21 protein-coding genes are annotated in these 25,044 nt (G+C 67.4%); 10 read left to right on the forward strand and 11 right to left on the reverse strand.

The window, feature by feature from the left end:
* Positions 1-65: 65 nt before the first annotated feature.
* The 3 genes from ACTAQI_RS12345 (at position 66) to ACTAQI_RS12355 (ending at position 3,777) form a co-directional block, all read left to right on the forward strand.
* Positions 66-2,282 carry a S9 family peptidase gene (locus ACTAQI_RS12345; protein WP_457946202.1) on the forward strand — a complete coding sequence of 739 codons (2,217 nt, stop codon included), beginning with the start codon at positions 66-68 and terminating at the stop codon, positions 2,280-2,282.
* A gap of 87 nt (positions 2,283-2,369) precedes the next feature.
* Positions 2,370-2,576 carry a DUF2945 domain-containing protein gene (locus ACTAQI_RS12350; RefSeq protein ID WP_457946203.1) on the forward strand — a complete coding sequence of 69 codons (207 nt, stop codon included), beginning with the start codon at positions 2,370-2,372 and terminating at the stop codon, positions 2,574-2,576.
* A gap of 4 nt (positions 2,577-2,580) precedes the next feature.
* Positions 2,581-3,777, forward strand: coding sequence for an NAD(P)/FAD-dependent oxidoreductase (locus tag ACTAQI_RS12355; RefSeq protein WP_457946204.1), 1,197 nt, complete (start codon positions 2,581-2,583; stop codon positions 3,775-3,777).
* Between the two features lie 3 nt (positions 3,778-3,780).
* Here ACTAQI_RS12355 and ACTAQI_RS12360 read toward each other — a convergent pair whose 3' ends face one another.
* Complete coding sequence (locus ACTAQI_RS12360; protein WP_457946205.1) at positions 3,781-4,341, reverse strand: GNAT family N-acetyltransferase; 561 nt, start codon at positions 4,339-4,341, stop codon at positions 3,781-3,783.
* Positions 4,342-4,347: 6 nt separating this feature from the next.
* Positions 4,348-5,508 (reverse strand): acetate kinase, encoded by a 1,161-nt coding sequence (locus ACTAQI_RS12365; protein WP_457946206.1) that lies wholly within the window; start codon positions 5,506-5,508, stop codon positions 4,348-4,350.
* A 466-nt stretch (positions 5,509-5,974) separates the two neighbouring features.
* Between ACTAQI_RS12365 and ACTAQI_RS12370 the strand changes: the two genes are divergently transcribed.
* Positions 5,975-6,265: a hypothetical protein gene (locus ACTAQI_RS12370; RefSeq protein WP_457946207.1), complete on the forward strand. Its 291-nt coding sequence runs from the start codon at positions 5,975-5,977 to the stop codon at positions 6,263-6,265.
* 84 nt (positions 6,266-6,349) lie between these two features.
* Here ACTAQI_RS12370 and ACTAQI_RS12375 read toward each other — a convergent pair whose 3' ends face one another.
* The 4 genes from ACTAQI_RS12375 to ACTAQI_RS12390 form a co-directional block, all read right to left on the reverse strand.
* Positions 6,350-7,549: a fumarylacetoacetate hydrolase family protein gene (locus tag ACTAQI_RS12375; RefSeq protein ID WP_457946208.1), complete on the reverse strand. Its 1,200-nt coding sequence runs from the start codon at positions 7,547-7,549 to the stop codon at positions 6,350-6,352.
* Positions 7,546-9,072, reverse strand: a complete 1,527-nt coding sequence (locus tag ACTAQI_RS12380; protein WP_457946209.1) for an aldehyde dehydrogenase (NADP(+)) — start codon at positions 9,070-9,072, stop codon at positions 7,546-7,548. The genes ACTAQI_RS12375 and ACTAQI_RS12380 overlap by 4 nt, the downstream gene beginning before the upstream one ends.
* The gene (locus tag ACTAQI_RS12385) at positions 9,069-10,418 is read right to left on the reverse strand and encodes an enolase C-terminal domain-like protein (protein WP_457946210.1); all 1,350 of its coding nucleotides are present in this window, start codon (positions 10,416-10,418) and stop codon (positions 9,069-9,071) included. Before ACTAQI_RS12385 ends, ACTAQI_RS12380 begins: the two co-directional genes overlap by 4 nt.
* Positions 10,419-10,576: 158 nt before the next feature.
* Positions 10,577-11,302, reverse strand: coding sequence for a GntR family transcriptional regulator (locus ACTAQI_RS12390; protein ID WP_457946211.1), 726 nt, complete (start codon positions 11,300-11,302; stop codon positions 10,577-10,579).
* A gap of 227 nt (positions 11,303-11,529) precedes the next feature.
* Here ACTAQI_RS12390 and ACTAQI_RS12395 point away from each other — a divergent pair, with 227 nt between their 5' ends.
* Positions 11,530-12,861, forward strand: a complete 1,332-nt coding sequence (locus ACTAQI_RS12395; protein WP_457946212.1) for an MFS transporter — start codon at positions 11,530-11,532, stop codon at positions 12,859-12,861.
* Between the two features lie 64 nt (positions 12,862-12,925).
* On the opposite strand, the gene pta is transcribed toward ACTAQI_RS12395, so the two are convergent.
* A complete protein-coding gene (pta, locus tag ACTAQI_RS12400) occupies positions 12,926-15,013 on the reverse strand; it encodes a phosphate acetyltransferase (RefSeq protein ID WP_457946213.1) in 2,088 nt (695 codons plus the stop codon).
* 274 nt (positions 15,014-15,287) lie between these two features.
* On the opposite strand from pta, the gene ACTAQI_RS12405 reads away from it, so the two are divergent.
* From ACTAQI_RS12405 to ACTAQI_RS12420, 4 genes are all read left to right on the forward strand, one after another.
* A complete protein-coding gene (locus ACTAQI_RS12405) occupies positions 15,288-15,764 on the forward strand; it encodes a hotdog fold thioesterase (protein WP_457946214.1) in 477 nt (158 codons plus the stop codon).
* Between the two features lie 7 nt (positions 15,765-15,771).
* The gene (gene paaK, locus ACTAQI_RS12410) at positions 15,772-17,148 is read left to right on the forward strand and encodes a phenylacetate--CoA ligase PaaK (protein ID WP_457946215.1); all 1,377 of its coding nucleotides are present in this window, start codon (positions 15,772-15,774) and stop codon (positions 17,146-17,148) included.
* Between the two features lie 97 nt (positions 17,149-17,245).
* A complete protein-coding gene (locus tag ACTAQI_RS12415) occupies positions 17,246-17,884 on the forward strand; it encodes a TetR/AcrR family transcriptional regulator (protein WP_457946216.1) in 639 nt (212 codons plus the stop codon).
* A 103-nt stretch (positions 17,885-17,987) separates the two neighbouring features.
* Positions 17,988-18,293, forward strand: coding sequence for a hypothetical protein (locus ACTAQI_RS12420; RefSeq protein WP_457946217.1), 306 nt, complete (start codon positions 17,988-17,990; stop codon positions 18,291-18,293).
* A gap of 96 nt (positions 18,294-18,389) precedes the next feature.
* Here ACTAQI_RS12420 and ACTAQI_RS12425 read toward each other — a convergent pair whose 3' ends face one another.
* The gene (locus tag ACTAQI_RS12425) at positions 18,390-18,785 is read right to left on the reverse strand and encodes a VOC family protein (RefSeq protein WP_457946218.1); all 396 of its coding nucleotides are present in this window, start codon (positions 18,783-18,785) and stop codon (positions 18,390-18,392) included.
* 186 nt (positions 18,786-18,971) lie between these two features.
* Positions 18,972-21,083 carry a phenylacetic acid degradation bifunctional protein PaaZ gene (gene paaZ, locus ACTAQI_RS12430; protein ID WP_457946219.1) on the reverse strand — a complete coding sequence of 704 codons (2,112 nt, stop codon included), beginning with the start codon at positions 21,081-21,083 and terminating at the stop codon, positions 18,972-18,974.
* Between the two features lie 141 nt (positions 21,084-21,224).
* On the opposite strand from paaZ, the gene ACTAQI_RS12435 reads away from it, so the two are divergent.
* Complete coding sequence (locus ACTAQI_RS12435; protein WP_457946221.1) at positions 21,225-21,668, forward strand: PaaI family thioesterase; 444 nt, start codon at positions 21,225-21,227, stop codon at positions 21,666-21,668.
* A 3-nt stretch (positions 21,669-21,671) separates the two neighbouring features.
* Here the strand turns inward: ACTAQI_RS12435 and ACTAQI_RS12440 are convergent, their stop codons facing one another.
* Both ACTAQI_RS12440 and ACTAQI_RS12445 read right to left on the reverse strand, forming a co-directional pair.
* Positions 21,672-24,260 (reverse strand): S1 family peptidase, encoded by a 2,589-nt coding sequence (locus tag ACTAQI_RS12440; protein WP_457946223.1) that lies wholly within the window; start codon positions 24,258-24,260, stop codon positions 21,672-21,674.
* A complete protein-coding gene (locus ACTAQI_RS12445) occupies positions 24,257-24,976 on the reverse strand; it encodes a tyrosine-protein phosphatase (protein ID WP_457946225.1) in 720 nt (239 codons plus the stop codon). The genes ACTAQI_RS12440 and ACTAQI_RS12445 overlap by 4 nt, the downstream gene beginning before the upstream one ends.
* Positions 24,977-25,044: the final 68 nt, after the last annotated feature.

Raw genomic sequence — 25,044 nt, forward strand, 5'->3', positions numbered from 1 at the left:
TGTCCCTTCTCCCCCGGTAGCGAACGGCCTGCTGACTTGTCCGGGGTGGTCTATATATTGAATCCATGACCTCCACCTCCCTGCAGGATTCCACCGGCACCGCGATCCCGGCGCCCCCGGTTGCCAAGAAGATTCCCACCGAGCGCACCCACCACGGGGAAACGTTCGTGGACAACTACGAGTGGCTGCGGGACAAGGAATCGCCGGAGGTCGTGGAGCACCTGCGGGCTGAGAACGCCTACCAGGAAGCCGTCACGGCGCACCAGGAGCCGCTCCGCGAGGCCATCTTCCAGGAGATCAAGGGCCGCACCCAGGAAACCGACCTTTCCGTCCCGCACCGCAAGGACGGCTGGTGGTACTTCAGCCGGTCCGCCGAGGGCAAGGAGTACGGCATCCACTGCCGGGTCAAGGCGCAGGACACCGGGGACAAAGTGGCCGACTGGACGCCGCCGGCCGTGGCGGCCGGGGTGGGAATTCCCGGTGAGGAAATCCTGCTGGACGGCAATGTGGAGGCTGAAGGAAAGCCGTTCTTTTCCGTGGGCGGCACCGCCGTCACCATCGACGGCAACCTGTATGCCTACGCCGTGGACAACTCCGGCGACGAGCGCTTCACCCTCCGGATCAAGGACCTCCGCACCGGCGGGCTGCTGCCGGACGTCCTCGAGAACATCTTTTACGGCATCTCCTTCTCCCCCGATGGAACCCGCCTCTTCTACACGGTGGTGGACGAGTCCTGGCGCCCCTACCAGGTGAAGTCCCACGTCCTGGGCACGCCCGTTGCCGACGACACGGTGGTGTACCAGGAGGACGACCCCGCCATGTGGCTGGGCTTCGAGCTTTCCGCGGACCGGCGTTACCTGGTGCTGGGCATCGGCTGCTCCGAATACAGCGAAACCAGGCTGCTCCGTTTCGACGATCCCACCGGAACCGTCACCAGCGTGATTTCGCGGGATGAGCGCGTCCTCTACGAGGCTGAGCCCTTCCTGCTCGACGGTGAAGAGAAGATCCTGCTCACGCACAACCGGGGCGCCATCAACTCCATGGTCTCCCTGGCGGACCCTGCCGAGCTGGAAAAGCCGCTGGCCGAACAGACCTGGCAGACCGTCGTCGGGCATTCCGACGACGTCCGCGTCAACGGGGCGGGCGTCACCGCCACCCACCTGATCGTGTCCATCCGGAAGGACACCATCGAGCGCGTGCAGGTGCTGGGGCTGGCCGGGCTGGGCACCCCCGCCCAGCAGGCACCGGCGGAGCCGGCGTTCGACGAGGAGCTCTACACGGCCGGGGTGGGTGGCTCGGACTACGAGGCACCCGTCATCCGGCTGGGCTACACGTCCTACTTCACGCCGTCGCGGATCTACGACTTCGTCCTGCCCACCGCGGACCAGCCCGCGGGCGAGCTGCTGTTGCGCAAGGAAAGCCCCGTCCTGGGCGGCTACGACGGCAGCGACTATGTGGCCACCAGGGAATGGGCCACCGCCGGCGACGGCACGCGCATCCCGCTGTCGGTCCTCCGGCATAGAAGCGTGAAACAGGATTCGACGGCGGCCGGCCTTGTCTACGGGTACGGCTCCTACGAGATGAGCATGGACCCCGGGTTCGGGATTGCGCGGCTGTCGCTGCTGGACCGCGGCGTGGTGTTCGTGATCGCCCACATCCGCGGCGGGGGCGAGCTGGGCCGGCACTGGTACGAGGACGGCAAGAAGCTCACCAAGAAGAACACCTTCACCGACTTCGTGGACGCCACCGACTGGCTGGCCGGATCCGGGTGGGTGGATCCCTCCCGCATCGCTGCGCTGGGTGGTTCGGCCGGCGGGCTCCTGATGGGCGCCGTGGCCAACATGGCGCCGGAGAAGTACGCGGCCATCGTGGCGCAGGTGCCGTTCGTGGATCCGCTCACCAGCATCCTGGACCCGGACCTGCCGTTGTCCGCCCTGGAGTGGGAGGAATGGGGCAACCCCATCACGGACCCCCAGGCCTACGCCTACATGAAGTCCTACTCCCCTTACGAGAATGTGCGGGAAGTGGCCTACCCCAAGATCGCCGCCGTCACATCCTTCAACGACACCCGGGTCCTGTACGTCGAACCGGCCAAGTGGGTGCAGGAACTGCGGAACAAGACCACCGGATCCGAGCCGATCGTCATGAAGATCGAGATGGACGGCGGGCACGGGGGCGCCTCCGGGCGTTACGTGCAGTGGCGCGAACGGGCCTGGGACTACGCGTTCATCGCCGATGCCCTGGGCGCCACCGTCCTGCTCCCCGGCGCCGGCCTGAAGTAGCTCGTTCACCCGCGTACCAGAAAATGCTAACCATGCTTACCATTGGGGGGCACTTGTTTTCCGGCACGGGATACCAGAGGAGCAGGCATGTCACTGAGCAAGGGAACCCCCGTGGAGTGGAACACTTCACAGGGGAAGACGCACGGCAAGATCGTGGAGAAGAAAACCAGCGACTTTGAACTCGACGGCCACACGCACCGCGCCAGCGGGAATGAGCCGCAGTATGTGGTGGAATCGGACAAGACCGGCGCCCGTGCAGCGCATAAGGCATCCGCGCTGACCGAGAAGAAGTAGTGCCGTGGCTGGCCAGCATGAGGTAGTGATCATCGGCGGCGGCAATGCCGGCATTTCCCTTGCCGCCCGGCTGCAGCGCTACGGCGTCAAGGACGTAGCCGTGATCGAGCCCAGGGACCATCACCTCTACCAGCCGCTGTTCTCGCACATCGCAGGCGGCCGGGCGCAGGCCCAGGAGGCCATCCGGCCGCAGCAGTCGGTTGTCCCCCAGGGCGTCACCTGGATCCGGGATGCCGCCGTGGGCGTGGACGCGGTTGCCAATACCGTCGCCCTGGAATCTGGGGCTACGGTGGCCTACGGCCAGCTGGTGGTGTGCCCCGGGCTGCAGTACGACTGGGATGCGGTGCCGGGCCTCGCCGAGGCCGTGCATTCGCCGCACGGCGCATCCCATTACGAGTTTGACCTGGCCCCCAAAGCCTGGACGCTGCTCAGCGCCATGACATCAGGAACCGCCGTCTTCACCATGCCGGCCGGACCCATCAAATGCGGCGGCGCCGCCCAGAAGCCAATGTACCTGGCCTGCGACTACTGGCGGGAAAAGGGGGTCCTGGACAAGATCCGGGTGGTGATGGTGCAGCCCTACCCCACTGTGTTCGGGGTGCCTGAAGTGGACCGCGAGCTGGAACGGAAGATCGCCGAGTACGGGATCGAACTGCGGACCAACAGCGAACTGGTGGCGGTGAGCCCTGCCGGCCGCAGGGCCACCATCCGGGACCACGCCGCGCACACCACGGAGGACCTGGCGTATGACGTCCTCAATGCCGTCCCGCCGCAGTCGGCCCCGGACTGGCTCAAGGCCACGGACCTCCCGTCCGCCGGTGACGCGGGCGGCTTCGTGGAGGTGGACCGGCAGACCCTGCGGCATCTCCGCTACCCCAATGTCTGGTCACTTGGCGACGCCGCGGGCACCACCAATTCCAAGTCCGGCGGGGCGCTGCGCAAGCAGACCAAGGTGGTGGCGAAGAACCTGGTGGCAGCCCGGAAAGGAAAGCCGCTGCGCGCCAAGTACAACGGCTACTCGGTCTGCCCGTTCACGGTGTCGCGGGACACCGTGGTGTTCGCCGAGTTCGACGACAGGTACCGGCCCATGCCCACCATTCCGCGCGTGCCCACCTGGAACGAAAGCAAGCTGTCGTGGGTGGTGGACCGGGATCTGTTCCCGAAGATCTACTGGAACCTGATCCTGAAGGGCCGGGCTTAAGGGCTAACCGCCGGAACCGATCCGCCATTCATTGGCAAGGACGGCGTAGACAAGCTCGGTGGCCCACTGGCCCTTGTACCGCCATTTGTCGATGTGCCGCGCCTCCAGACGCATGCCCAGGCGGCTGCACAGTGACGCCGACGCATTGTTGAGCTCGTCCAGCCTGGCTTCGATCCGGCGCATGCCCAGCTCCTCGAAGCCCAGTTGCAGGACGGCCCGGGCAGCCTCCGCGCCGTAGCCCATGCCGCGGGCCTCCGGCGCCAGCGTCCACCCCACTTCGCCCTGGCCGTGTCCCGGCAACCATTTGAGCACCACTTCGCCCAGCAGCCCGGGCTCATCCGCTGCCTCGATGGCGAGGGCTACCCAGTCCCCCTCCTTCTCGAAGACAAAGTTGGCGTACCGGCCCACGCGCTCCATCGACTGGGTGTAGGTTTTGGCCGGGCCGGGGAGGAACCGCGCGGTCTCCGGCAGCGAGTGGTAGGCGTGGAAGGCGTCCAGGTCGCCGCCGTCGAACCGGCGCAGGACCAGCCGTTCCGTCCGGATGGGCAGGGCGATCGCCGGCATGCGGACTTAGCGGCTGGCCGAGACGACGGCGGCCGTCGCCTCGGCGATGGCGCGTTCCTCGTCGGTGGGAACCACCAGGACGGGAATGGCGGACTGCGGCGTGGAAATGACGCGCGGTTCCTTTGACCGCTCAGCGTTCAGGCCGGCGTCGAGCCCTATGCCCAGGGCGCCCAGCCGGTCCGCCACCTGCGCCCGGAACTGCTGCGAGTTTTCGCCGATTCCTGCAGTGAACACCAGCGCCTTGGCCCCACCGACGGCAACATGGTAGCCGCCGATGTATTTGGCCAGCCGGTAGGACGCCACCGCAAGCGCCATCGTGGCCTTCTCGTCCCCGGACTCGGACGCTTCAACGACCGATCGCATGTCGTTGTTGCCGGCCAGGCCCTTGAGTCCGGATTCGCGGTTGAGCATGGTGTCAATGTCCTCCGGCGTCCAGCCGGCGCGGCCAAGGAACACCAGGATGGAGGGGTCCAGGTCGCCGGAGCGGGTGCCCATGACCAGGCCCTCCAGCGGGGTGAAGCCCATGGAGGTGTCCACGGATTGGCCTCCGCGGATGGCGGTGACGGACGCGCCGTTGCCCAGGTGGGCGATGACGCCGTCGAACTCCTCGACGGGGAGGTCCAGCAGCGCGGCCGACCGGCGCGCCACGTACTCGTGGGAGGTGCCATGGAAGCCGTAGCGGCGGATGCCGTGGTTCGTGTACAGCTCGTCCGGGACGGCGTAGCGCCACGCGTGCTCGGGCAGGGTGCGGTGGAAGGCGGTGTCGAAGACGGCCACCTGCGGCATCTTGGGCCACTTCCTGGTGATGGCCCGGATGCCCAGGACGTTGGCGGGGTTGTGCAGCGGCGCCAGCGGGTTGAGGCGCTCAATGGCACGGGTGATTTCGTTGTCCACCAGCACGGGTTCGGCGAACCGCTCGCCGCCGTGGACCACCCGGTGCCCCACTGCGCCGAGCTCAAGGTCGCCCAGCTCCTGGTGTATGGCCGCGTCCACCTGCTCCAGCGCCTCGGCATGGTCCCGCGGGCCCTCGATCTCGCCGTCCCCGCCGCCGCCGTTGCCCATGCCGATCTTCTCGATCAGCCCCTCGGTGAGGACCGTCCCGGCGGCCACGTCACGGACCTGGTACTTCAGGGACGACGAACCGGAGTTGATGACGAGCACGAGCATGCGGGGCCTCCTCAGCCTGGCGTCTGCAGTTCAACCCCCACTATAGGTTGCGCGGCTAACGGTCGGTCAGCAGCAGCGTGTTGGCGTCCGGGTCCTCTGCGGTGAAGAAGCGGCAGACGTCCGGGGAGCCCGCAACGGAATGAACGCTGTGGAGATGGAGATGGCTGTATCGGGCACGACTGCGATGCTAGTCCCCCCTTCGGCGTTAGACACCCGTCACGTTTGGGTCCTGAGTGCGGCGCTGATAACGCTTTCGTCACAGGCATGCGGGAGGGTTGCCAAAAATATCATCAGCATGCTTACTATAGATGCAGTCGATCGGAAACGGCTGCGAACGGAAAATCGAGAAGGGTGCGCTCAGCGAACGGGGCGCACCTTTTTCGTGCCCGCGGGGTTCCTTGCGGACAGGCGCAGCCGTTGCATAGAGTCGGCGGACAAGGCTGGACCACGCCGAGAGGACACTTCCATGACGAACGAGCCCAATTCGATCGACGAGAACGACCCCACCAACACGGGATCCAGCAGCACTGCCCCGCTCAACGCGCAACCGGACTCCGGCAGCAAGGATGATCCCACCGGAGTGGAGGGCGCCAACCCCGCCCTGGACGATACCGGCAACCTCAAGGCCGGCGAGACTGGTGAAGCGCCTGAGGCTCCCGAAGACCGGGAAGGCCTGGACCTCACGCCGCAGGGCCTCTCCGACGAGCCTGCCAAGCAGGAGGACCCGGAGAGCCTGGCCAAGCCGGACAACAGCTGACTGACCCAGACAAAACTACGACAGGCACAAAGGACGACGCCGGCACTCACCAAAGTGCCGGCGTCGTCCTTTTCTGCCCGTCGGCTACGCCCTTGCTTCCTGCCGCTGCCGGGACAGATAGTCGAAGAGTTGGCGGAGCCCGAATGTCCATTCGGGCAGGTCCTCGCTGGGACCGACGCGGTTCACCAGGGCACCCAGGTGACGGCTGCGGATGGTCACCACATCGCCGTGCTTGTGCGTGAACCCCTGGCCCGGTTGGTCCCGGTCCTGGGTCGGGGCGAAGAGGGTTCCCGTGAACAGCGCGAACCCGTCCGGGTACTGGTGGTGCTTCCCGTGCGTCGCGGCTACGAGCTCCTCGAAGGGCCGGCTGATCCGGGACACACTGTTCCGACCCTCCAGCAGGTAACCGTCCGCGCCGTCCACGCGCAGCAGGATTTCCTCGGTCCGCAGGGTCTCGAGGGTGAACGAGCCGTCGAACAGCCGGATCAGGGGTCCCAGCGCGCTGGAGGCATTGTTGTCCTTGGCCTTGCCCAGCAACAGCGCACTTCGTCCTTCGACGTCACGGAGATTGACGTCGTTGCCCAGGGTGGCCCCCACCACCCGGCCGCCCGAGGTGGCGATCAGCACAAGCTCCGGTTCAGGGTTGTTCCACGAGGAAAAGGACGGAATGCCGATCCCCTCGCCCAAGCCCACCGACGACAGGACGGGCGCCTTGGTGAAGACCTCGGGGTCCGGGCCTATGCCCACCTCCAGGTATTGCGACCACAGCCCCTCGGCCATCAGGACCCGCTTGGCTTCGGCCGCCTCCGGGGAGCCCGGCCGCAGGTCGGCCAGGCTTCCGCCGAGGGCACGGCCCACCAGCTCCCGCACCTCGGCGGCGCGTGCGGCGTCCCCCGCGCAGCGCTCCTCGATGACACGCTCGATCATGCTGTCCACGAACGTAACACCGCAGGCCTTGACCACCTGGAGGTCGACGGGCGCCAGCAACCTGGGCCTGCTGCTGTCCCCGACCAGCGAAGCATTGACGACGTCGGCCGTTGCCCAGCGCGGTTCGGCCAGGTTTGAGTCTCGAAGGGCTGCACGGACCGCAGCCGCCGGGTCCGGCAGTTCCATGAGGTCCGCGACGGTTCCGGCGAGGCGGTGCAGGTCGAAGACAGTGTCTCCGCTGACGGCGACAACGCGCGGGCCGCCGCTCTCCACATCCCAGACCCGCCCGATCAGCAGGGCCTGATCGGCGTCTTCGGGAAGGACTGATCCGATGGTTTCCGGGTTCAGGGCAGTCACAGCGCGTCCTCCTGCCCAGCGACTGCGGTCTGCGCGGCGTCCGGGTGCCGCCACACGCCGTCGACCCTTTGCGGAACCCGCCACGGATTGCCGTCCTGCAGCGGTTCGGGCAGCCGCGACGCCGGGAACGATTGGTACGCCACGGGGCGGAGGAAGCGGCGGATGGCGGCCGTTCCCACCGATGTGGTGTTTGAAGTGGTGGCAGGGTAAGGCCCGCCGTGGTGCTGGGCATAACTGACGGTCACGCCGGTGGGCCAGCCGTTCCAGAGGACCCGCCCGCTGATGTCCGCCAGGCGGGCAGCGAGCGCGGAAACATCGTCGTCGTCCTCAGCCTGCAAGGTGGTGGTCAGCTGCCCTTCGAGCAGCTCCGCCAGGCCGGGGAGCTCCGCCTGGTCCTGGTACTCCACCACCAGGCTGGCGGGGCCGAACATTTCCTGCCGGAGCAGCTCCGGGTCCTGCCGGACGGCCTCGGCGGTGGTGCGCAGGACCGTGGGGGCAGGTTCCTCGGCGAAGTCCCCTTCCAGCAAGACGTCTACTCCGCTGCTGTCCCGCAGGGTGCTGACGGCGTCCGTGTAACCCGCGTGCAGGCGGGGGCTGAGCAGCCGGGCCGGCGTGAAACCTGCCAGGGCCTGCGCCAGCTCGCGGCGGATGTCATCAGCTTGCCCCGCAGGGACGAACAGCAGCCCGGGCTTGGTGCAGAACTGGCCCATTCCCAGGGTGAACGAGGCTGCATAGCCGGCGATGATTTCCCCGCGCCGGGCAGCCCACGCACTGCCCGTGACGAAGACGGCGTTGATGCCGCCCAGCTCGCCGAAGAACGGGATGGGTTCGGGGCGTGCGGCAATCCGGTTGAGCAGGGCGCGGCCGCCGGCGGTGGACCCGGTGAAACCGACGGCCTTGACCAGCTGGTGGTCCACCAGGGCCTCGCCGGCCTTCCGCCCGGTCACCATGGAGAACAGGCCCGACGGCGCCCCGGCAGCATCCAGGGCATCGGTCACCACCTGCGCGGTGCGGGCGGCGAGTTCCCCGTGCGCGTCGTGTGCCTTGTGCACCACAGCGCAGCCGGCCGCCAGCGCCGAGGCACTGTCCCCGCCCATCACGCTGAACGCGAAGGGGAAGTTGGAGGCACCGAACACTCCGACCACGCCGAGGGGCACATTGTAACGCCGCAGGTCCGGGCGCGGACCCATGCCCCAGGCCGGGTCGGCATGGTCGATGGTGGCATCGAAATGCTCACCCGCGCGGATTTCTGCCGCGAACAGCCGCAGCTGGAACACGGTGCGCTTCAGCTCCCCCTCCAGCCGGGCGGCACCGAGGTGGGTTTCCCTGACGGCAGTTTCCACCAGCCCGGCAGCGTCCCGTTCCAGGCCCGCCGCGATGGCTTCAAGCCAGGCGGCGCGCCGGTGCGGGTCCACCAACCGGGCCTGTTCGACGGCCTGGTGGGCTGCCGTGACCGCGGCGTCGAGCTGCCCTACGGTGGTGGGGCTGGCGAGGACGGCCGTTGCTTCCGGGGCCGCGTTCATCGCGTGGCTCCTGCTGCCGCGGGCAGGGAACCGCCGGTGACGGCGGCACGGTTGCCCACTTCCTGCCACCCTGCGCCGCCGGGGAACTCCCAGCGGGCACGGGAGGCGGTGAGCATCTCGGCGCCCGTGCCGGGGAGTTCCGGGGCTGCATAGCGGCCGTTGATAATGCGGACGGGTTCGGCGAAGTGCTCGTGCAGGTGGTCCACGAATTCGATCATGCGGTTTTCATGGCTGCGTCCCACTACCGCGTAGTCGAAGAAGGAGAAATGCTGGACCAGCTCGCACAGGCCCACTCCCCCTGCGTGCGGGCAGACGGGCACCCCGAATTTGGCGGCCAGCAGCAGGATGGCGATGTTCTCGTTGACGCCGGCCACGCGGGTGGAGTCAAGCTGCAGCACGTCGATGGCACCGGCCTGGAGGAGCTGCTTGAAGATGATCCGGCTGGCCACTGCCTCACCCGTGGCCACGCGGACCGGTGCCACACCCCTGCGGATATCGGCGTGGCCCAGGACGTCATCGGTGCTGGTGGGCTCCTCGATCCAGTAGGGGTTGAACTCTGCCAGCTGGTTCACCCACTCGACGGCCTCGGAGACTTCCCAGCGCTGGTTGGCGTCGATGGCGATGGGCAGGGCGCCCACGGCTTCGCGGGCCAGGGCCATGCGCCGGCGGTCGTCGTTGATATCGCCGCCCACCTTGAGCTTGATCATGGAGAAGCCTTCCGCCGCGGCCTCCTTGCTCAGCCGGACCAGCTTCTCGTCGCTGTAGCCCAGCCAGCCCGGGGAGGTGGTGTACGCGGGGAACCCGTTGGCCTTCAGTTCGGCGATGCGCTGGTCCCTGCCGTCCTGGCCGGCGCGGAGAATTTCGAGGGCTTCTTCCGGACTGAGGGCGTCGCGGATGTGGGTGAAGTCCACCACGCTGACCAGTTCCTCCGGCGTCATCTCGGCAAGCAGGAGCCAGAGCGGCTTGTTTTCCCTGCGGGCGCGGATGTCCCACAGGGCACTGACCAGGGCGCCGCAGGCCATCTGGGTCACCCCCTTCTCCGGTCCCAGCCAACGGAACTGGGAATCATGGACGAGGAGCCTGGAGGCCGCTCCCAGGTCGTAAATCAGCTCGTCGATGTCGCGGCCCACCAGCAGGCGGGCGTAGGCGTCGATGGCGGCCGTCAGGATGTCGTTGCCGCGGCCGCAGCTGAAGACAAAGCCGTGGCCTTCGTCGCCCGCGTCGGTGCGGATGACCACATAGGCGGCGGAGTAATCGGGGTCCACGTTGACCGCGTCTGAACCGTCGAGCTCGAGGGACGTGGGAAAGCGGACGTCCTGGGTATTGATGGACGTGATGGAAGGCATGGATCTCAACTTTCGGAGCAGAACTGGAGAAGGGAAAGATTCGATTCCTATACGAATTTCTAGAATCATATATGACATGTGATCCACGTCAAGGCTTCTGCCGCCGCTATGCATCAACACGACAGCCCCGGCCTTTACTGGCCGGGGCTGTTCGGTTTCTAGCTTGTGATGATGCGCCTGCGCGGCGGCCCGCCGTCCTCCAGCGGGGCAAGTTCCCCTTCGAAGGCCTGGGCAAACCTGTCAAAGGAGTTGCGGATGTGGGTGGTCATCGCCGCCTCCGCGCGCTCCGGATCGCACGCCTCAATCGCTTCGCGGACCGCCGTGTGCTCTGCCACCGTGATTGCGCCGTCCACATCCGCCCGGTACAGCCGGAAGGTGTGCAGGTGGCAATGGGTTTGGGCGAAGGCGTGCCGGACCACAGGGTTTCCGGAGGCGGCAAGGATGGTGTCATGGAACCGGGTGTCATGGGCAACCAGGTCCTGCCGGAGGTCTTTTGTGCGCTTCATGGTGTTCCGGAAGCCGGCCAGTTCCTTTTCCAGCGACGCCGCCGGATTGGCAAGGCGGTCCACCGCCGCCGCGCGCGCCGCCCAGGGCTCTACGAGGAGCCGGAACTCAAACAGCGAGCGCAGCTCCGGCAGGTCAAGCAGCGGCGTGGTGCTGTAGCCGCGGCCGGGGTTGTAGACCACCAGGTTGTCGCCCTCAAGCCGTTGGAGCACCTCACGGACTGGAGTCTGGGAAACGCCCAGGGTGCGGGCCACGGCGTCAATGTTGATTCTGGTACCCGGCGCAATCTCCCCTTCCAGGATGGAGGCGCGCACGGCCGAGTAGACGTCGGGGACGGCTGCCTTGCCGCGGGAAATATCGGACGGCTGACGTGGGGGCACGCGGTTACCTCTTGCACTGTGGTCGGTTGGGAGTCGCTGGGGGAATCATAAGCCACGCACCGTCAAGCGCTTTCACCACGAGCCTTCTGGAGCAGGGCTTGATCTGGATCACATTATCTATATGATTAACCAGATTCCTATATGATTTTGGCGCTGACACCTTCCGCGTCTCCCCCTCCCACCGTGCGCCCCGCACCCGAAGCCATGTATCCGTCGAAGGAGACCGCATGACTACGCTCGGAAATAAGACAGCCACTACTAACTCTTCCCGGCAGCCCCGCCTGATGACCCGCAAACGCTGGGTGATCATCTGGCTGGCCTTCCTCGGCCTCAGCATCAACTATCTTGACCGGTCCAGCCTCAGCGTCGCGCTGCCGTTCATGGGCAAGGACTTCGAACTCAGCGCCACCCAACAGGGGCTGATCTTCGCCGCGTTCTTCTGGGCCTATGACTTCTTCCAGCTCGCTGCCGGCTGGTACGTGGACAAGGTAGGTCCCCGCCGCTCGTTCTCGCTGGCCGCCGTGTGGTGGTCCGTCTTCACCATGGTCACTGCAGCGGCCGCCAGTTTCTGGTCCCTTTTCGCGGCACGCTTCCTCCTCGGAGTAGGCGAAAGCCCGGCCCCCAGCACCGCCGCCAAGGTGGTGGCCACCTGGTTCCCCGTCAGGGAACGTGCCTTTGCCACCAGCATCTGGGACTCAGGCTCGCGCGTCGGAGCAGTCATCGCGCTGCCGATAGTCACCCTCATCGTCGCCTTCACCTCCTGGCACGCGGTGTTCATCATCATCGGCGTCCTGGGCATCATCTGGGCCGCCGTCTGGTGGAAGTACTACCGCAGCCCGGAGGAGCACACCGGCGCAAATGCCGCGGAGATCGCCTACATCCAGGAGGGCGGCGCCCGCGGCGCGGCAAGTGATGACGAAGGCGCAGCCAAGCTCCCCTGGCGTTCACTCTTCAAGTACCGGACCATCCTCAGCATGATGTTCGGCTTCTTCTGCCTGAACAGCGCCATCTACTTCTTCATCACGTTCTTCCCCAGCTACCTGGTGAAGGAACGCGGCTTCGACCTGCTCAAGCTGGGCTTCTTCGGCGCCATCCCCGGCATTTGCGCCGTCCTGTTCGGCTGGCTCGGCGGCTACCTGGCGGACCGCGCCGTGCGGGCAGGATCCCCGGTCAGCAAGGTCCGCAAGACGGCCATCGCCGGCGGCCTGGCCGGCGGCTCGGTCATCATGTTCGCCGCGATGGTGCCGGAAGCCTGGATGGCCCTGGCCCTGCTGTCCGTCGCCTACTCCAGCCTCACCGTGGCCGCCACCGGCATCTGGTCACTGCCGGCCGACGTCGCCCCGAGTTCACGCCACGTGGGCTCCATCGGCGGCCTGCAGAACTTCGCCTCCAACCTGGCCGGCATCTTCACGCCGATCCTTATCGGTGTGCTGGTTGACCAGACCGGTTCCTTCGTGGCACCGCTGGCCGTGATCGGCGCAATTTCGCTGATTGGCGCAGCCAACTACCTGTTCGTCATCGGCAGGATCGAGCCACTGAAGGTCAAGGCAGCCGCCTAGGCCCCTGGAGCACCCCAGGCGAAACTACGGCGCCGGCACTCACCAAAGTGCCGGCGTCGTACTTTTAAAGCGTTGCCGGCACCGGCACCTGCGCCTGGATGGCCGTGATGGCCACCGTGTTCACGATGTCCTCCACGGTGCAGCCGCGGGAGAGGTCATTAACCGGCTTCCGCAGCCCCTGCAGGACGGGCCCCACTGCCACGGCCCCGGAGCTCTGCTGCACCGCCTTGTAGGTGTTGTTGCCGGTGTTCAGGTCCGGGAAGATGAACACGGTGGCCTGCCCGGCCACGGTGGAACCGGGCATCTTGGACGCGGCGATGGAGGCGTCCACGGCGGCGTCGTACTGGATGGGGCCCTCCACGGCGAGGTCCGGGCGGCGCTGGCGCACCAGTTCGGTGGCCTGCCGCACCTCGTCAACAGCCTCGCCCGCGCCGGAGCCGCCGGTCGAGTAGGAGAGCATGGCCACCCGCGGCTCCACCCCGAACTGCGCTGCGGTCTCGGCAGACGCCAGGGCAATGTCCGCCAGCTGCTCCACGTTCGGGTCCGGATTGACGGCACAGTCCCCGTAGACCAGCACCCGGTCCGGCATGAGCATTAGGAACACCGAGGACACGATCTTCACGCCCTCACGGGTCTTCACGAACTCCAGGGCCGGCCGGATGGTGTGGGCAGTGGTGTGCGCGGCGCCGGAAACCATTCCGTCCACCACGCCCAGCTGGACCATCATGGTGCCGAAGTAGCTCACATCCTGCATGATTTCCAGGGCTTTGGGCAGGTCCACTCCCTTGTGCGCGCGCAGTTCCGCGTACTTCTCGGCGAACTTCTGCCGCAGCTCCGAGGTGGCGGGGTCGATCACGTTGATCCCGGACAGGTCGATGCCGTTGGCGGCGGCGAGTTCCCGGACGTCCGATTCCGGGCCCAGGACGGTGAGGTCGCAGACGTCCCGGCGGTGCAGGATCTCGGCAGCTCGCAGGATCCGGACGTCGGTCCCCTCCGGCAGCACCACGTGGCGGCGCTGTGCCCGGGCACGCTCGATGAGGTCGTGCAGGAACCGCAGCGGAGTCATCCGTTCCGCGCGCGGCAGGTGCAGCCGCTCCACCAGTTCGGCTTCATCCACCCGGCGGGACCAAAGGCCCAGGGCGGAGGCCACCTTGCGCCGGTGCCCCGACCAGATCTCGCTGCGGACCTCGGAAACCCGGCGGGCAGTCTGGTAGGTGTCATCCTGAGTTGCGAACACCGGGAACGGCGCCTGGGCCAGGAGCGGGTAGATGTTGGCGTCCGGGGCCAGGCCGCCGGTGAGGATGAGCGCAGAGGCCACCGGAAACTCGGGTGAGAAGGAGGATGCCAGGCAGGCCACCATCACGTCTGCACGGTCCCCCGGCACGATCACCAGGGCGCCTTCGTCGAGTACATTCAGGAAGTTGCCCACGTTCATCGCGGCCACCTTGATGTCCCTGACGTCGCGTTCCATGTCCGGGGTGCCGGCGATCTGGCGTACGCCCAGGGCCGCGGCCACCTCACCGGTGGTGGGCCGGGCGATCTCCTCCAGCTCAGGCAGGATGTAGACCGGGCGGCCGGAGGCCCCCGGCTTCAGCGCCGCCGCGATGGCATCCAGGTCCCCGGCGTCCGCCCTGTTGACCATGATGGCCAGCAGCGCGCACCGTTCGGCGGCGAGCTCCTTCCGGGCAACTTCGACGGCGGCGGCGGTCTCAGGAACGGTCCGGCCCTTGGCGCCCACCACGGCCACCACGGGTGTGGCAAGGTTGTTGGCCAGCCGGGCGTTGAGGTCGAACTCGACGGCGGAGTCCTGGCCCACCAGGTCCGTCCCCTCCACGATCACCACGTCGCAGTGCCGGGCGATGTCCGCGAAGATCTCGACGCACCGGGCATCAATCTCCGCACGGTTTCCTTCCGCCAGCAGGGTGCGGACCTCGTCGTAGGTCAGACCGCCGCGGCACCGTTCGTCCTCCAGCGCGAACCGGGCCTTCATTAGTGCCACCATGGGGTCATTGGCTGCCGAGGGCCCGTGGACCACCGGCTTGAAGAAGCCGATCCTGTCCGCGTGCCGGTGCAGGGTGTCCGCCAGGCCCAGGGCCACGAGGGACTTGCCCGAGCCGGGGGTGGTTGCGCTGACGTAGATGCCTTTGGCCATGGTCCGCCCTTTGCTGTTCTTGCTGGTGCCGGTACCCCCATCCTTGCACTTCAGGCCCGGCGGTGCGTGCCGCCGTCGTGCGTTCCAGCCCGGTTGCTATTCCCCGCCACCGGGCGGCGCGCCGCGGACGACGGCGTGTCCCCGGTTGCGTGCCTGGACTCGGCGAAGTAAGCGGGCAGGAGTGCACGCATCAAGGCGCCCTCCCCTTGACACCGGGCCCCCTCATGGGATTACCTAATGAACATTCGGTAAATAAAGCTGGAGGCAATGACGCATGGCTGAAACTACACTTTCCGGGGCCACCCACCCCATCCTGGAAAACGACTACGCCTCCGAATGGATGGGAATCGAGGTCCTCGCCCTCAGCGACGGCCATGCCACCATCCGGATGACGCTCCGGCAGGAAATGCTCAACGGCTTCGGCATGGCCCACGGCGGAATGATCTTCGCCTTCGGCGACACCGCCTTTGCCCTGGCGTGCAACCCCATCCACCCTGCACCCGGCGAGGAAGGCACCATCACCGTAGCCTCCGGCGTCGACATCAATTTCCTCAAGCCCGCGTTCCGGGGCCAGGTGCTCACCGCTGTGGCAGACCGCCGCTCCAGCGCCGGCCGCAGCGGGCTCTACGACATCCAGATCTTTGCCGCCGACGCCGGTGCGCCGGCCCCCGAAGGCCAGCCCAGTTCCAGCACCCCGGGCGAGCTCATCGCCGAGTTCCGCGGACGCAGCCGCACCATCCCCAAGAAGTAGGAAAACCATGACCCTGCATGCCCCCGAAACCCCCACCGCTGCCACCGGTGACGCCCCGGCCGCTGCCGGCATCGACCCTGGCCTGGACCGCGAGGAGACCATCTCCCGCGACGAGCTCGAAGCCCTCCAGCTCAGCCGGCTGCAGCACACCGTGGCCTACGCCTACGAGCGGGTCCCGCTGTACAAGCGCAAGTTCGACGAGGCCGGCATCCACCCCACCGACCTCCGCGAACTGGAGGACCTCGGCAACTTCCCCTTCACCACCAAGGAGGACCTGCGCCAGGAGTACCCGTTCGGCATGTTCGCGGTTCCCCAGGCTGAAGTAGCCCGCATCCACGCCAGCTCCGGCACCACGGGCCGGCCCACCGTCGTCGGCTACACCAAGCAGGACCTGGCGGACTGGGCCAAGCTCGTGGCCCGCAGCTTCCGCGCCTCCGGCATCCGCCCGGGCATGAAGGTCCACAACGCCTACGGCTACGGCCTGTTCACCGGCGGCCTGGGCGCGCACGCCGGAGCCGAGGCCCTGGGCTGCACCGTCATCCCCATGTCCGGCGGCCAGACCGAACGCCAGATCCAGCTGATCCAGGACTTCAAGCCGGACGCCATCCTGGCCACCCCCACGTACCTGCTCACCATCGCCGACGCGATGGCGCACATGGGCATCGACCCCGCGTCCACTTCGCTGAAGTTCGCCGTCCTGGGCGCTGAACCCTGGACGCAGGAGATGCGCCACGAGCTCGAAGTGATGATGAACATCAAGGCCTGCGATATCTACGGCCTCTCCGAGGTCATGGGTCCGGGCGTCGCCGGCGAGGCCGTGGAGACCCAGGATGGCAGCCACATCTGGGAGGACCATTTCCGCCCCGAGATTATCGACGCCTTCAACCCGGTGGCGGGCAAGGAGAACGTCCTGCGCGACGGCGAGCACGGCGAACTGGTGTTCACCTCGCTTACCAAGGAGGCGCTGCCCATCATCAGGTACCGCACCAAGGACCTCACCCGCCTGCTGCCCGGCACCGCCCGCCCGGCCCACCGGCGGATGGGCCGCATCACCGGCCGCAGCGACGACATGATCATCCTGCGCGGCGTGAACCTCTTCCCGTCCCAGATCGAGGAAATCGCCCTCCGCATCCCCGAGCTCAGCCCGCACTTCCAGCTCGAACTCACCCGCCCCGAGGGCCAGCGCATGGACCAGCTGACGGTCCGGATCGAGCGCCGGGACGCCGTCACCACCGAGCAGGGCACGACGGCGGCACGCACCTTGAAGGAGCAGATCAAGATCCACGTGGGTTCTTCATGCACCGTGAACGTGGTGGAGCCGGGCTCGCTTGAGCGGTCCAACGGCAAGCTGCGCCGCATCTACGACATGCGGCCGAAGGCGTAGCGGACCATGCTTCAGGGCGTAGCCGAAGCCGGCCGGGTTGCTGCCCGGCCGGCCGGGACTCCCGGACCGACCGACCGTTCGTGAGAAACTAGCCACTATGCCCAGCACCACCGAAACATCCAGCCCCGCCGGCGCAGCAGGCAACGGAACAGCAAAACGCGGCCGCCCCGGCTACGACCAGCAGTCCGTGCTGCGGATCGCCGTCGACGTCTTCAACCGCCACGGCTACGACGCCACCTCGATGGGGATCCTCGCGGACAACCTGGGCATCTCCAAGTCCGCCATCTACCACCACGTGCCATCCAAGGGCGACCTGCTCAAACTCGCCCTGGACCACGCGCTGGGCGGCCTCGAGGCAATCCTGGAGCAGCCGGAGGCAACCTCCGGGGCCGCCGATGCCCGGCTGGAGTTCGTGCTCCGGCAAACGGTGGCGGTGCTGGTGGACCGCCTGCCTTTCGTTACCCTGTTGCTGCGGCTGCGGGGCAACACGGAAATCGAGCGGGATGCGCTGGAACGCCGCCGCACCTTCGACCACAAGGTGGCCGTGCTGATTTCGGCCGCCCGCGATGAGGGTTCGCTCCGCCAGGACATCGATCCCCGCACTGTCTCCCGGCTCCTGTTCGGCATGATCAACTCGATCGTGGAGTGGTACAAGCCGGGCGGTTCCCTGTCGCAGCAACGGCTGGCCGATGACGTCATCACCATGGCGTTCGACGGCCTGCACGCGGACGTGTAGCAGTTTGCGGCAGCGGCCCGCAGACAAATAATAAGCGTGCTTGGTATTTTCGTCGCCCGCAGCTACGGTGGTAGAAAGCCAGCATCCGCAGGAAGGAAGTACCATGAGCCACCCCAAGGAAGAACCTGACGCAGGATTCATCATCCCCGACCCGTCAAAGCTCCGCGAGGACATTCCCGGCGACGCCGGCGACGAGGCCAACGTGATCCGCTTCAGCGAGGAGCAGGCCCTGATCGAGGAACAGTCACACGGCATCCGCCCCGACACCTACAGCGTCCCGCCGGGCGGCCCCACCATGGATGAGGCCCGGGGCAACATGGACCTCTCGGACCGCAGCGAAGACGGCCGCGGCACTGGCCGCGAAGATGACAGCAGCGACGACGGCCTGCACGGCGGCGCCGAAAGCTGACACCGGAGCGCACACCAAAGCAGCAGGGGAACCCCGATCCGACCGGGGCGCCCCTGCTGCTTCCGTTTGTGCCGACCGGCGTTGCAGCGCGCCTGCCTAGACCTGGTACTCGAGCCTGCCGCCCAGGTTTTGGTGGATGCACAGGATGTTGTGCTCCGTGTCCACGAACCAGGCGCACTTTTCTGAGCCGGTGGTGCAGATGTGGTTTTCCGTCTTCAGCGTGGGGAGGTCGTAGTCCTGGAACATGACTCCCCTTGCCTCCATGTCGCGGACGGTCGCCTCGATGTCCGCCACCTCAAAGCTCAGCGCGGTGTGATCCGAGTGCCTGCCGTCCGAGACCGGCATCAGCTGCAGCATGGGACCGCCGTCGGAGCCGAGTAATTCGCTTCCATCGTCCGTCTGTCCGCGGTGCGGGAGTCCGAGCTTTTCGGTGTAGAAGCTGCGGGCGCGGGCTGCATTATCGACGGGCAGGATGGTTGTGGCTGTGTTCATTCTCAGGGTCATTGGGCCACCTCCTACGGGGTGAATCTTACGCCCGGCACGCCCAAAAAGATCGCCCTGTTTCCACCCTCAAACGCCCCACCACTTCCTGCAGCTAAACCCAAAACGCCCCATCACTTTCTTAAGGAAAGTGATGGGGCGTTTGGGGAAACCCTGCGAAAGGTGATGGGGCGTGGGCTACTTTTCGACGAGGGTGAGGACGTCGTAGGTGGCCACGGTCTCGTCGTTCTGGTTCGTGAGCACCGCATCCCAGGCCACCTCGCCGTATTCGTCGGTTTCGCGCGGGGTGATCTTCTTTGCGGTGAGGGTCACGCGGATCGAATCACCGGCGGCCACGGGCGTGATGAAGCGCAGGTTTTCCAGGCCGTAGTTGGCCAGGACGGGACCCGGCGCGGGCTCCACGAACAGTCCGGCGCCCCAGGCGAGCAGGAGGTATCCGTGCGCCACGATGCCCGGGAAGAACGGGTTTGCTTCGGCGGCCTCTTCGTTGGTGTGCGCGTAGAAGGTGTCCCCCGTGGAGTTAGCGAAAGCCGTGATGTCCTCGAGGGTGACCTGGCGCAGGTCCGAGCGGACGGCGTCGCCGATGCGCAGGGTCGAGAGGGACTTCCGGAATGGGTGTGTCCCCTCGGTGTCCACGGTGAAGTTGCGGTCGGCCCCGGTGTGCCAGACGCCGGTGACGGCGGTGAGCATGTTCGGTGAACCCTGGATGGCGGTGCGTTGCATGTGGTGCAGCACGGACCGGATGCCACCGAGTTCCTCGCCGCCCCCGGCGCGACCGGGGCCACCGTGGACCAGGTGCGGCACGGGCGATCCGTGGCCGGTGGACGAACGCGCGTCCTCCCGGTTGAGCATCAGGACGCGGCCGTGGTGCGCGGCAATGCCGGTCACCAGTTCGCGGGCCACCTCAGGATCGTTGGTGCAGACCGATGCCACCAGGGAGCCGCCACCGCGGGCGGCGAGGCGGACGGCGTCGGCCAGGTCCTTGTAGCCGATCACGGACGAGACCGGCCCGAACGCCTCCAGCGAGTGGACGGCCTCCGCTTCCGGGTTATCCCAGTTCAGGACGACGGGTGCCATGAAGGCGCCGCCGTCAACTACGCCGGTGGTTCCGTCGGCTGAGGTGACCGACGGCGAATCAAGCGTTCCATACGCAAGCTCACCGCCGGCGTCGAGCATGGACTGCACGGCCGCGCGGACGTCCTCGAGCTGCTCCACCGAGGCCAGCGCACCCATGGTGACGCCCTCGCCGCGGGGGTCGCCCAGGACGATGCGCTCCGAGATGCGCTTGCCGATGGCGGCGGAGACGGCGGGCACCAGGTCCTGCGGCACGAGAGCGCGGCGGATGGCGGTGCATTTCTGGCCGGCCTTGACGGTCATCTCGGTGACCACGGACTTGACGAAGGCGTCGAATTCCGGAGTGCCCTCCACTGCGTCCGGGCCCAGGATGGCGGCGTTCAGGGAGTCCGTTTCCGAGGTGAACCGGACGCCGCCCTCCACCACGTTCGGGTGGGCCTTCAGGGACTTGGCCGTAGAGGCGGAACCGGTGAAAGCCACCAGGTCGCGGTAATCCAGCACGTCCAGCAGCCCACGGACGGACCCTGAGATGAGCTGCAGCGAGCCCTTGGGCAGGATGTTTGATTCGACGATGGCCTTGACCACGGCAGCCGCGACATACCCGGTGGGGGTTGCGGGCTTGACGATGGTGGGAACGCCGGCCAGGAAGGCGGGGGCGAACTTCTCCAGCATGCCCCAGACCGGGAAGTTGAAGGCGTTGATTTGCACGGCAACGCCCGGGATGCGGGTGTAGATGTGTTCGCCGGCGAAAGACCCGTCCTTGGACAGCACCTCCATGGGGCCGTCCACCACCACCTGCGCGTTGGGCAGCTCGCGCCGTCCCTTGGAGCCGAAGGTGAACAGGACGCCGATGCCGCCATCGATGTCCACCATCGAATCGATCTTGGTGGCGCCGGTCTGGTAGGAGAAGCCATAGAAGTGGTCGCGGCGGGCGTTCAGGTACTGGGCCAGTTCCTTGAGCTTGAGGGCGCGCTGGTGGAAAGTCAGCCGGCCCAGTCCGGCCTGGCCGGTGGTGCGTCCGTATTCCACGACGGCGGCGAGGTCCAGCCCCTCCGTGCTCACCTTGGCCAGGATCTCCCCCGTGCTCGCGTCCCGGACGGGGACCGCGGAATCCGGCGAGCCGGCGTCGGGCGTCCACCATGCGTCCATGACGAAGCTGGGCACTGTCTCCACGGTGTCGACCGTGGCCTGGGGGGCTGTGGCTGTGGTGGTCATCGTTGACGGGTCCTTCCAACACGGGGGCAGGCAAACAGCGGTCATTACTGACCGTCCGTTCGGTAATATATTCACCATACATGACCTGCCGTGCTGCACACTAGAAGGCCAGGACCGGATTGGCCACCAAAAGGAGAACGTATGACCACCCCATCACCCCAGGATGCAGCCGACACGCAGCTGTCCGGGCACGAACTGTGGAAAATCACCCTCGGTGAGCTGGACGAGAAGATGGGCGTGAAGATCCTGGAGGAATCTGTGGAACGCGTGGTGGCCACCATGCCGGTGGCGGGCAACAGGCAGTCCTTCGGGCTGCTGCACGGGGGCGCCTCCCTGGCCGTAGGTGAGGCGGTTGGCTCCTGGGCGGCGGTAATCCACGCCAGCACCATGGGCAAGACGGCGGTGGGCGTTGATGTTTCCGCCACCCACCACCGTTCCGCCCGCGAGGGCCAGGTGACCATCACTGCCACACCCATCCACCTGGGCGGCACGCTGACCACGCACGAGGTGCTGATCACCAACGAGGCAGGGCAGCGGCTGTGCACCCTGCGCATCACCAACCTGCTGATGAAGCGCCACAAGTAGCCGCTACCGGGCCGAACGCCGCTTCCTGAGCCGGACCAGCACCATCAGGAGAGTCCCGACGGCGAGTGCGGCCGCTGCGGCGATCGCCGCCGAGACGAGTCCCCCGGCTCCGGTGGCGGCCAGCCCACCGTCCGTGATGTTCCCGGCGGGAAGGACGGGCGGCGGGGCGTCGATGGTGAACGTGAGTTGGGCGGGGGCGGACGTGACACCCTCCACCGCCTGCGTCACGGAAACACTATGGGCGCCCACTGCCAGCCCTGCCGGGAACGGAGCCGTCCAGGTTCCACCGGACACCAGGACCAGGGGCGCCGCGCCCCTGCTGACGGAGCGGGATCCCGTGGCGCCACCGGCCGGCGTGCCGGAGACCGGCTTCCCGTCGATGGACATGCTCACGTCTGCGCTGTTCAGCCCCGTTCCTGCAATGGTTGCCGGCAGGGCGTCCTGTTTGAGGTGCTGCCCGTCGGAAAGGCTGGTCACGGCCGGGGGCGGCGGCACCACGGCAAAGGTGGCCGTGGCGGCCGGGCTGTCCGGCAAGCCTGGGTAGGACTGGACTGCGGTGACGTCCACCTTGCCGTACGGAGCTGCGGCGGGCAGCGCCACCGACCAGCGTCCGTCGGTCCCTACCGGCGCCGAGCCGGCAACGTCGCCGGACAGGGTCACCGTGGCGCCCGGTGTTCCCGTGCCTTCCACGGTCTTCAGCCCGGGCAGCGGCTCGCTGGCCCGCGTGGTGATGACCGGGGCGGGCAGGAACGATGGCGAAATGACGATGGCCAGCGAGATTGTGCCGGAGCGGCTGAAACCGTTCACTGTTTGGGCAGTGAATGTAAACGGCCCTGGCGCTTCCGGCGCGGTGAAGGTCCAGTTGCCGGCGGCGTCCACGGGCACGTCGAACGGCTGGCGGCCGGGATAGGTGATGCGGACCTGTGAACCGGCGGCCACGGCGGACGCGGGGGCCGCCGGAACCCGGCCCGCGATTTTCGTACCGGCTTTGACCGTACTGCCGGCAGGAGCCGCGGGCTCGGGCTTGTTGAGGAAGACTTCCAGCTGGTAGCCGGGGAGCACCTTGAGGGAGTCCTCCAGAGTGGCCGCCACGGCAAAGTTGGGGGGCGGCGGCTGGTTGGGCTGGGGATCATCACCGGCACTGTGGGTGCCCACGGCATAGTTCCCGCTGATCCAGGGGCCGCCGGAGTCACCGCCGCTGGACTGCACGTCGTAGGACAGGAAACCGTTGAACGCGCGGATGTCGTTGAGGTTGGCGGGATAGGTGGGACCGCCCACCAGGAAGATCCCCACGGCGCTGATGTGTCCGCAGGACCACCCCGTCCTCCACCCCGAGCGGCAAACCGGCATGCCGGCCACGGGGGCGGCCGTGCCAATGATCTTGACGTCGGGCCCGGGCTCCGACTGGTCCCCGTAAGTGCTGGCGGCGGGCAAGGGGTCCAGGTCCTGCCGGATGTTCCCGAGGACGGCAATATCAGTTCCAACGTTTCCCGGGGTGGGGCTGTTGGGATTCAGGACCGTGGAATTTCCAGGGCCGCCGAACTGGCTGAACTGGATGGTGCCGAGCCGGCCGTTGGGCACGCCCTGGAACAACAGATCGGCAGTCTTCGCCGTACCATCGTCGGCGCAGTGCCCGGCTGTGAGGACGGCGGGCAGGCCAGAGGGGTCAAAGGCGGAAAATCCCGTGGAGCAGATGGCCTGGCGGTCCGTCTGGTACCCCACGCCGCCTGGAACGTCCGCTTCCGGCTTGAGGGGAGCGCCGCCGTCGAGCTCCACGTTGGCGTACCGCGAGACGAACTGCGATGGGGAGATCTTGCCGGGGGCTGCGGTATCTGCTGCGGGCGCCGGATTGGACGCTGTTCCGGCGGCGCCGCCCTGCGTCGACTGCGCGGACGCAAGGCCACCGGTCCTGATCACGAATTTGCCGCCGGCAGTGACCACTGCCTGCAGCCCCGCCGTTCCCACCTCGCGGACATACTCCTGGAAGAGCTGTTCGGTGTTGACAGCGAGCCGGGACCGCTGGCCCTCCGCGGGTGCGGGGGGCGCGTCCGCCTGCCCCGTGACGGCAGGAGCAGAGGGCGACGGCGCCACCCCAGCCTGCGCCGCTGCGGAAGGTCCGGCAGGGGGTGCTTCGAGTGCCAGCCCGTGGATGCTCCCGGCGAGCGCGGCTACCGCAGCCTGAAGCCCGCTTCCGGAGCCGGCCACCACGATCGAACTGCCCTCGATCCGGATCCCCACGTAACCCGGAACCTGGCGCAGCTGTACCGCTGCGGCCGCTGCCTGCGTGCCAAGCTCGCCCGCGGCTTTGAACTGGTCAGGTGTGAGCCTGAGGTCCCGCTGCACGGCGTCGGCCAGCGCTGCCTCCGAGAGGCCGGAGGACGCGTCGGGACTGGAGGACGGGGCGGGTGAGGGCGAGGTGCTGGCAGCCGGTACCGGTGCGGCCGCTGCTGCGGTCGCTGCCCCAGCTGCCGGAGCGGGACTTGGGTAGGTTTCGCCGGCGCCGAAGGCGGGAACGGCCGCGTAGGCGGAAGATGCCAGCATGCCTGCGGCGGCGCCCAGGGAGAGAATCCGCCGCAGTTTGTCCGCGTTCACCTAGCCACCCCTGCGCCTGAAAGGGCCAGGACAGCGTCCAGTTCCGCCTCCTGCAGCCCGTTTGCCAGCAGGTAGCTGCGGGTGTCCAGGTCCCGGACAAAGGCCACCACCGCGAGTCCGCGCTGCTCCAGCAGGGGCGCCAGTTCCGCCTCGTCCAGGTACCGTTCGCGGTTGTGCGGCGGCCCGTGTGTGCGGTACCGCTCGTTGATGCCGCGGGCGGCCCGCCGGTAACCCTCAGCGATTGCTTCGTCGGAGTCGCCCGCCAGGTCCTGGACCATGGCGGCAATCAGCCCGCTGCGGTCACGGCCCGCGGCGCAGTGCAGCAGGACGTCCCCTTTGGGTGCGGCCAGGGCGATGGCGCGGAAGACGCCTACCAGCTTTCCCGGGAACAGGCGGGCGTTCTCCCCGTAATGGGCAGGGTCGTTCAGGTAGGGGCCCGTGATGGCGGTGAACCGCGGATGGTCCGGCTCCTCGGTGGGCGCCTGCACCACATCGATGCCGGCGCAGGCGGCGGCGGGCACCACAGGATCGCTGTCCCGGCGCCGCCCCTCCGCAGTGTTACGGAGATCCAACACGGTGCGGACGCCGTCGTCGAACGCCTGCCTCCAGCCTGCCTCCGTAAGCCACTCACGCCGCCCCATCCGGTAAATTCCGCCCGAAACGTGCCACGCATTGACAGCGCCATCCCAGTCCATGGACCTGCCCCGATTGCTCATCCGGACAGCTAACCACACGCTGCTGTACGCCGCATGTCACATAAAGGGAAGTTTCGGTGAACCGCGAG

The sequence above is a fragment of the Pseudarthrobacter sp. alpha12b genome, assembly GCF_054130495.1.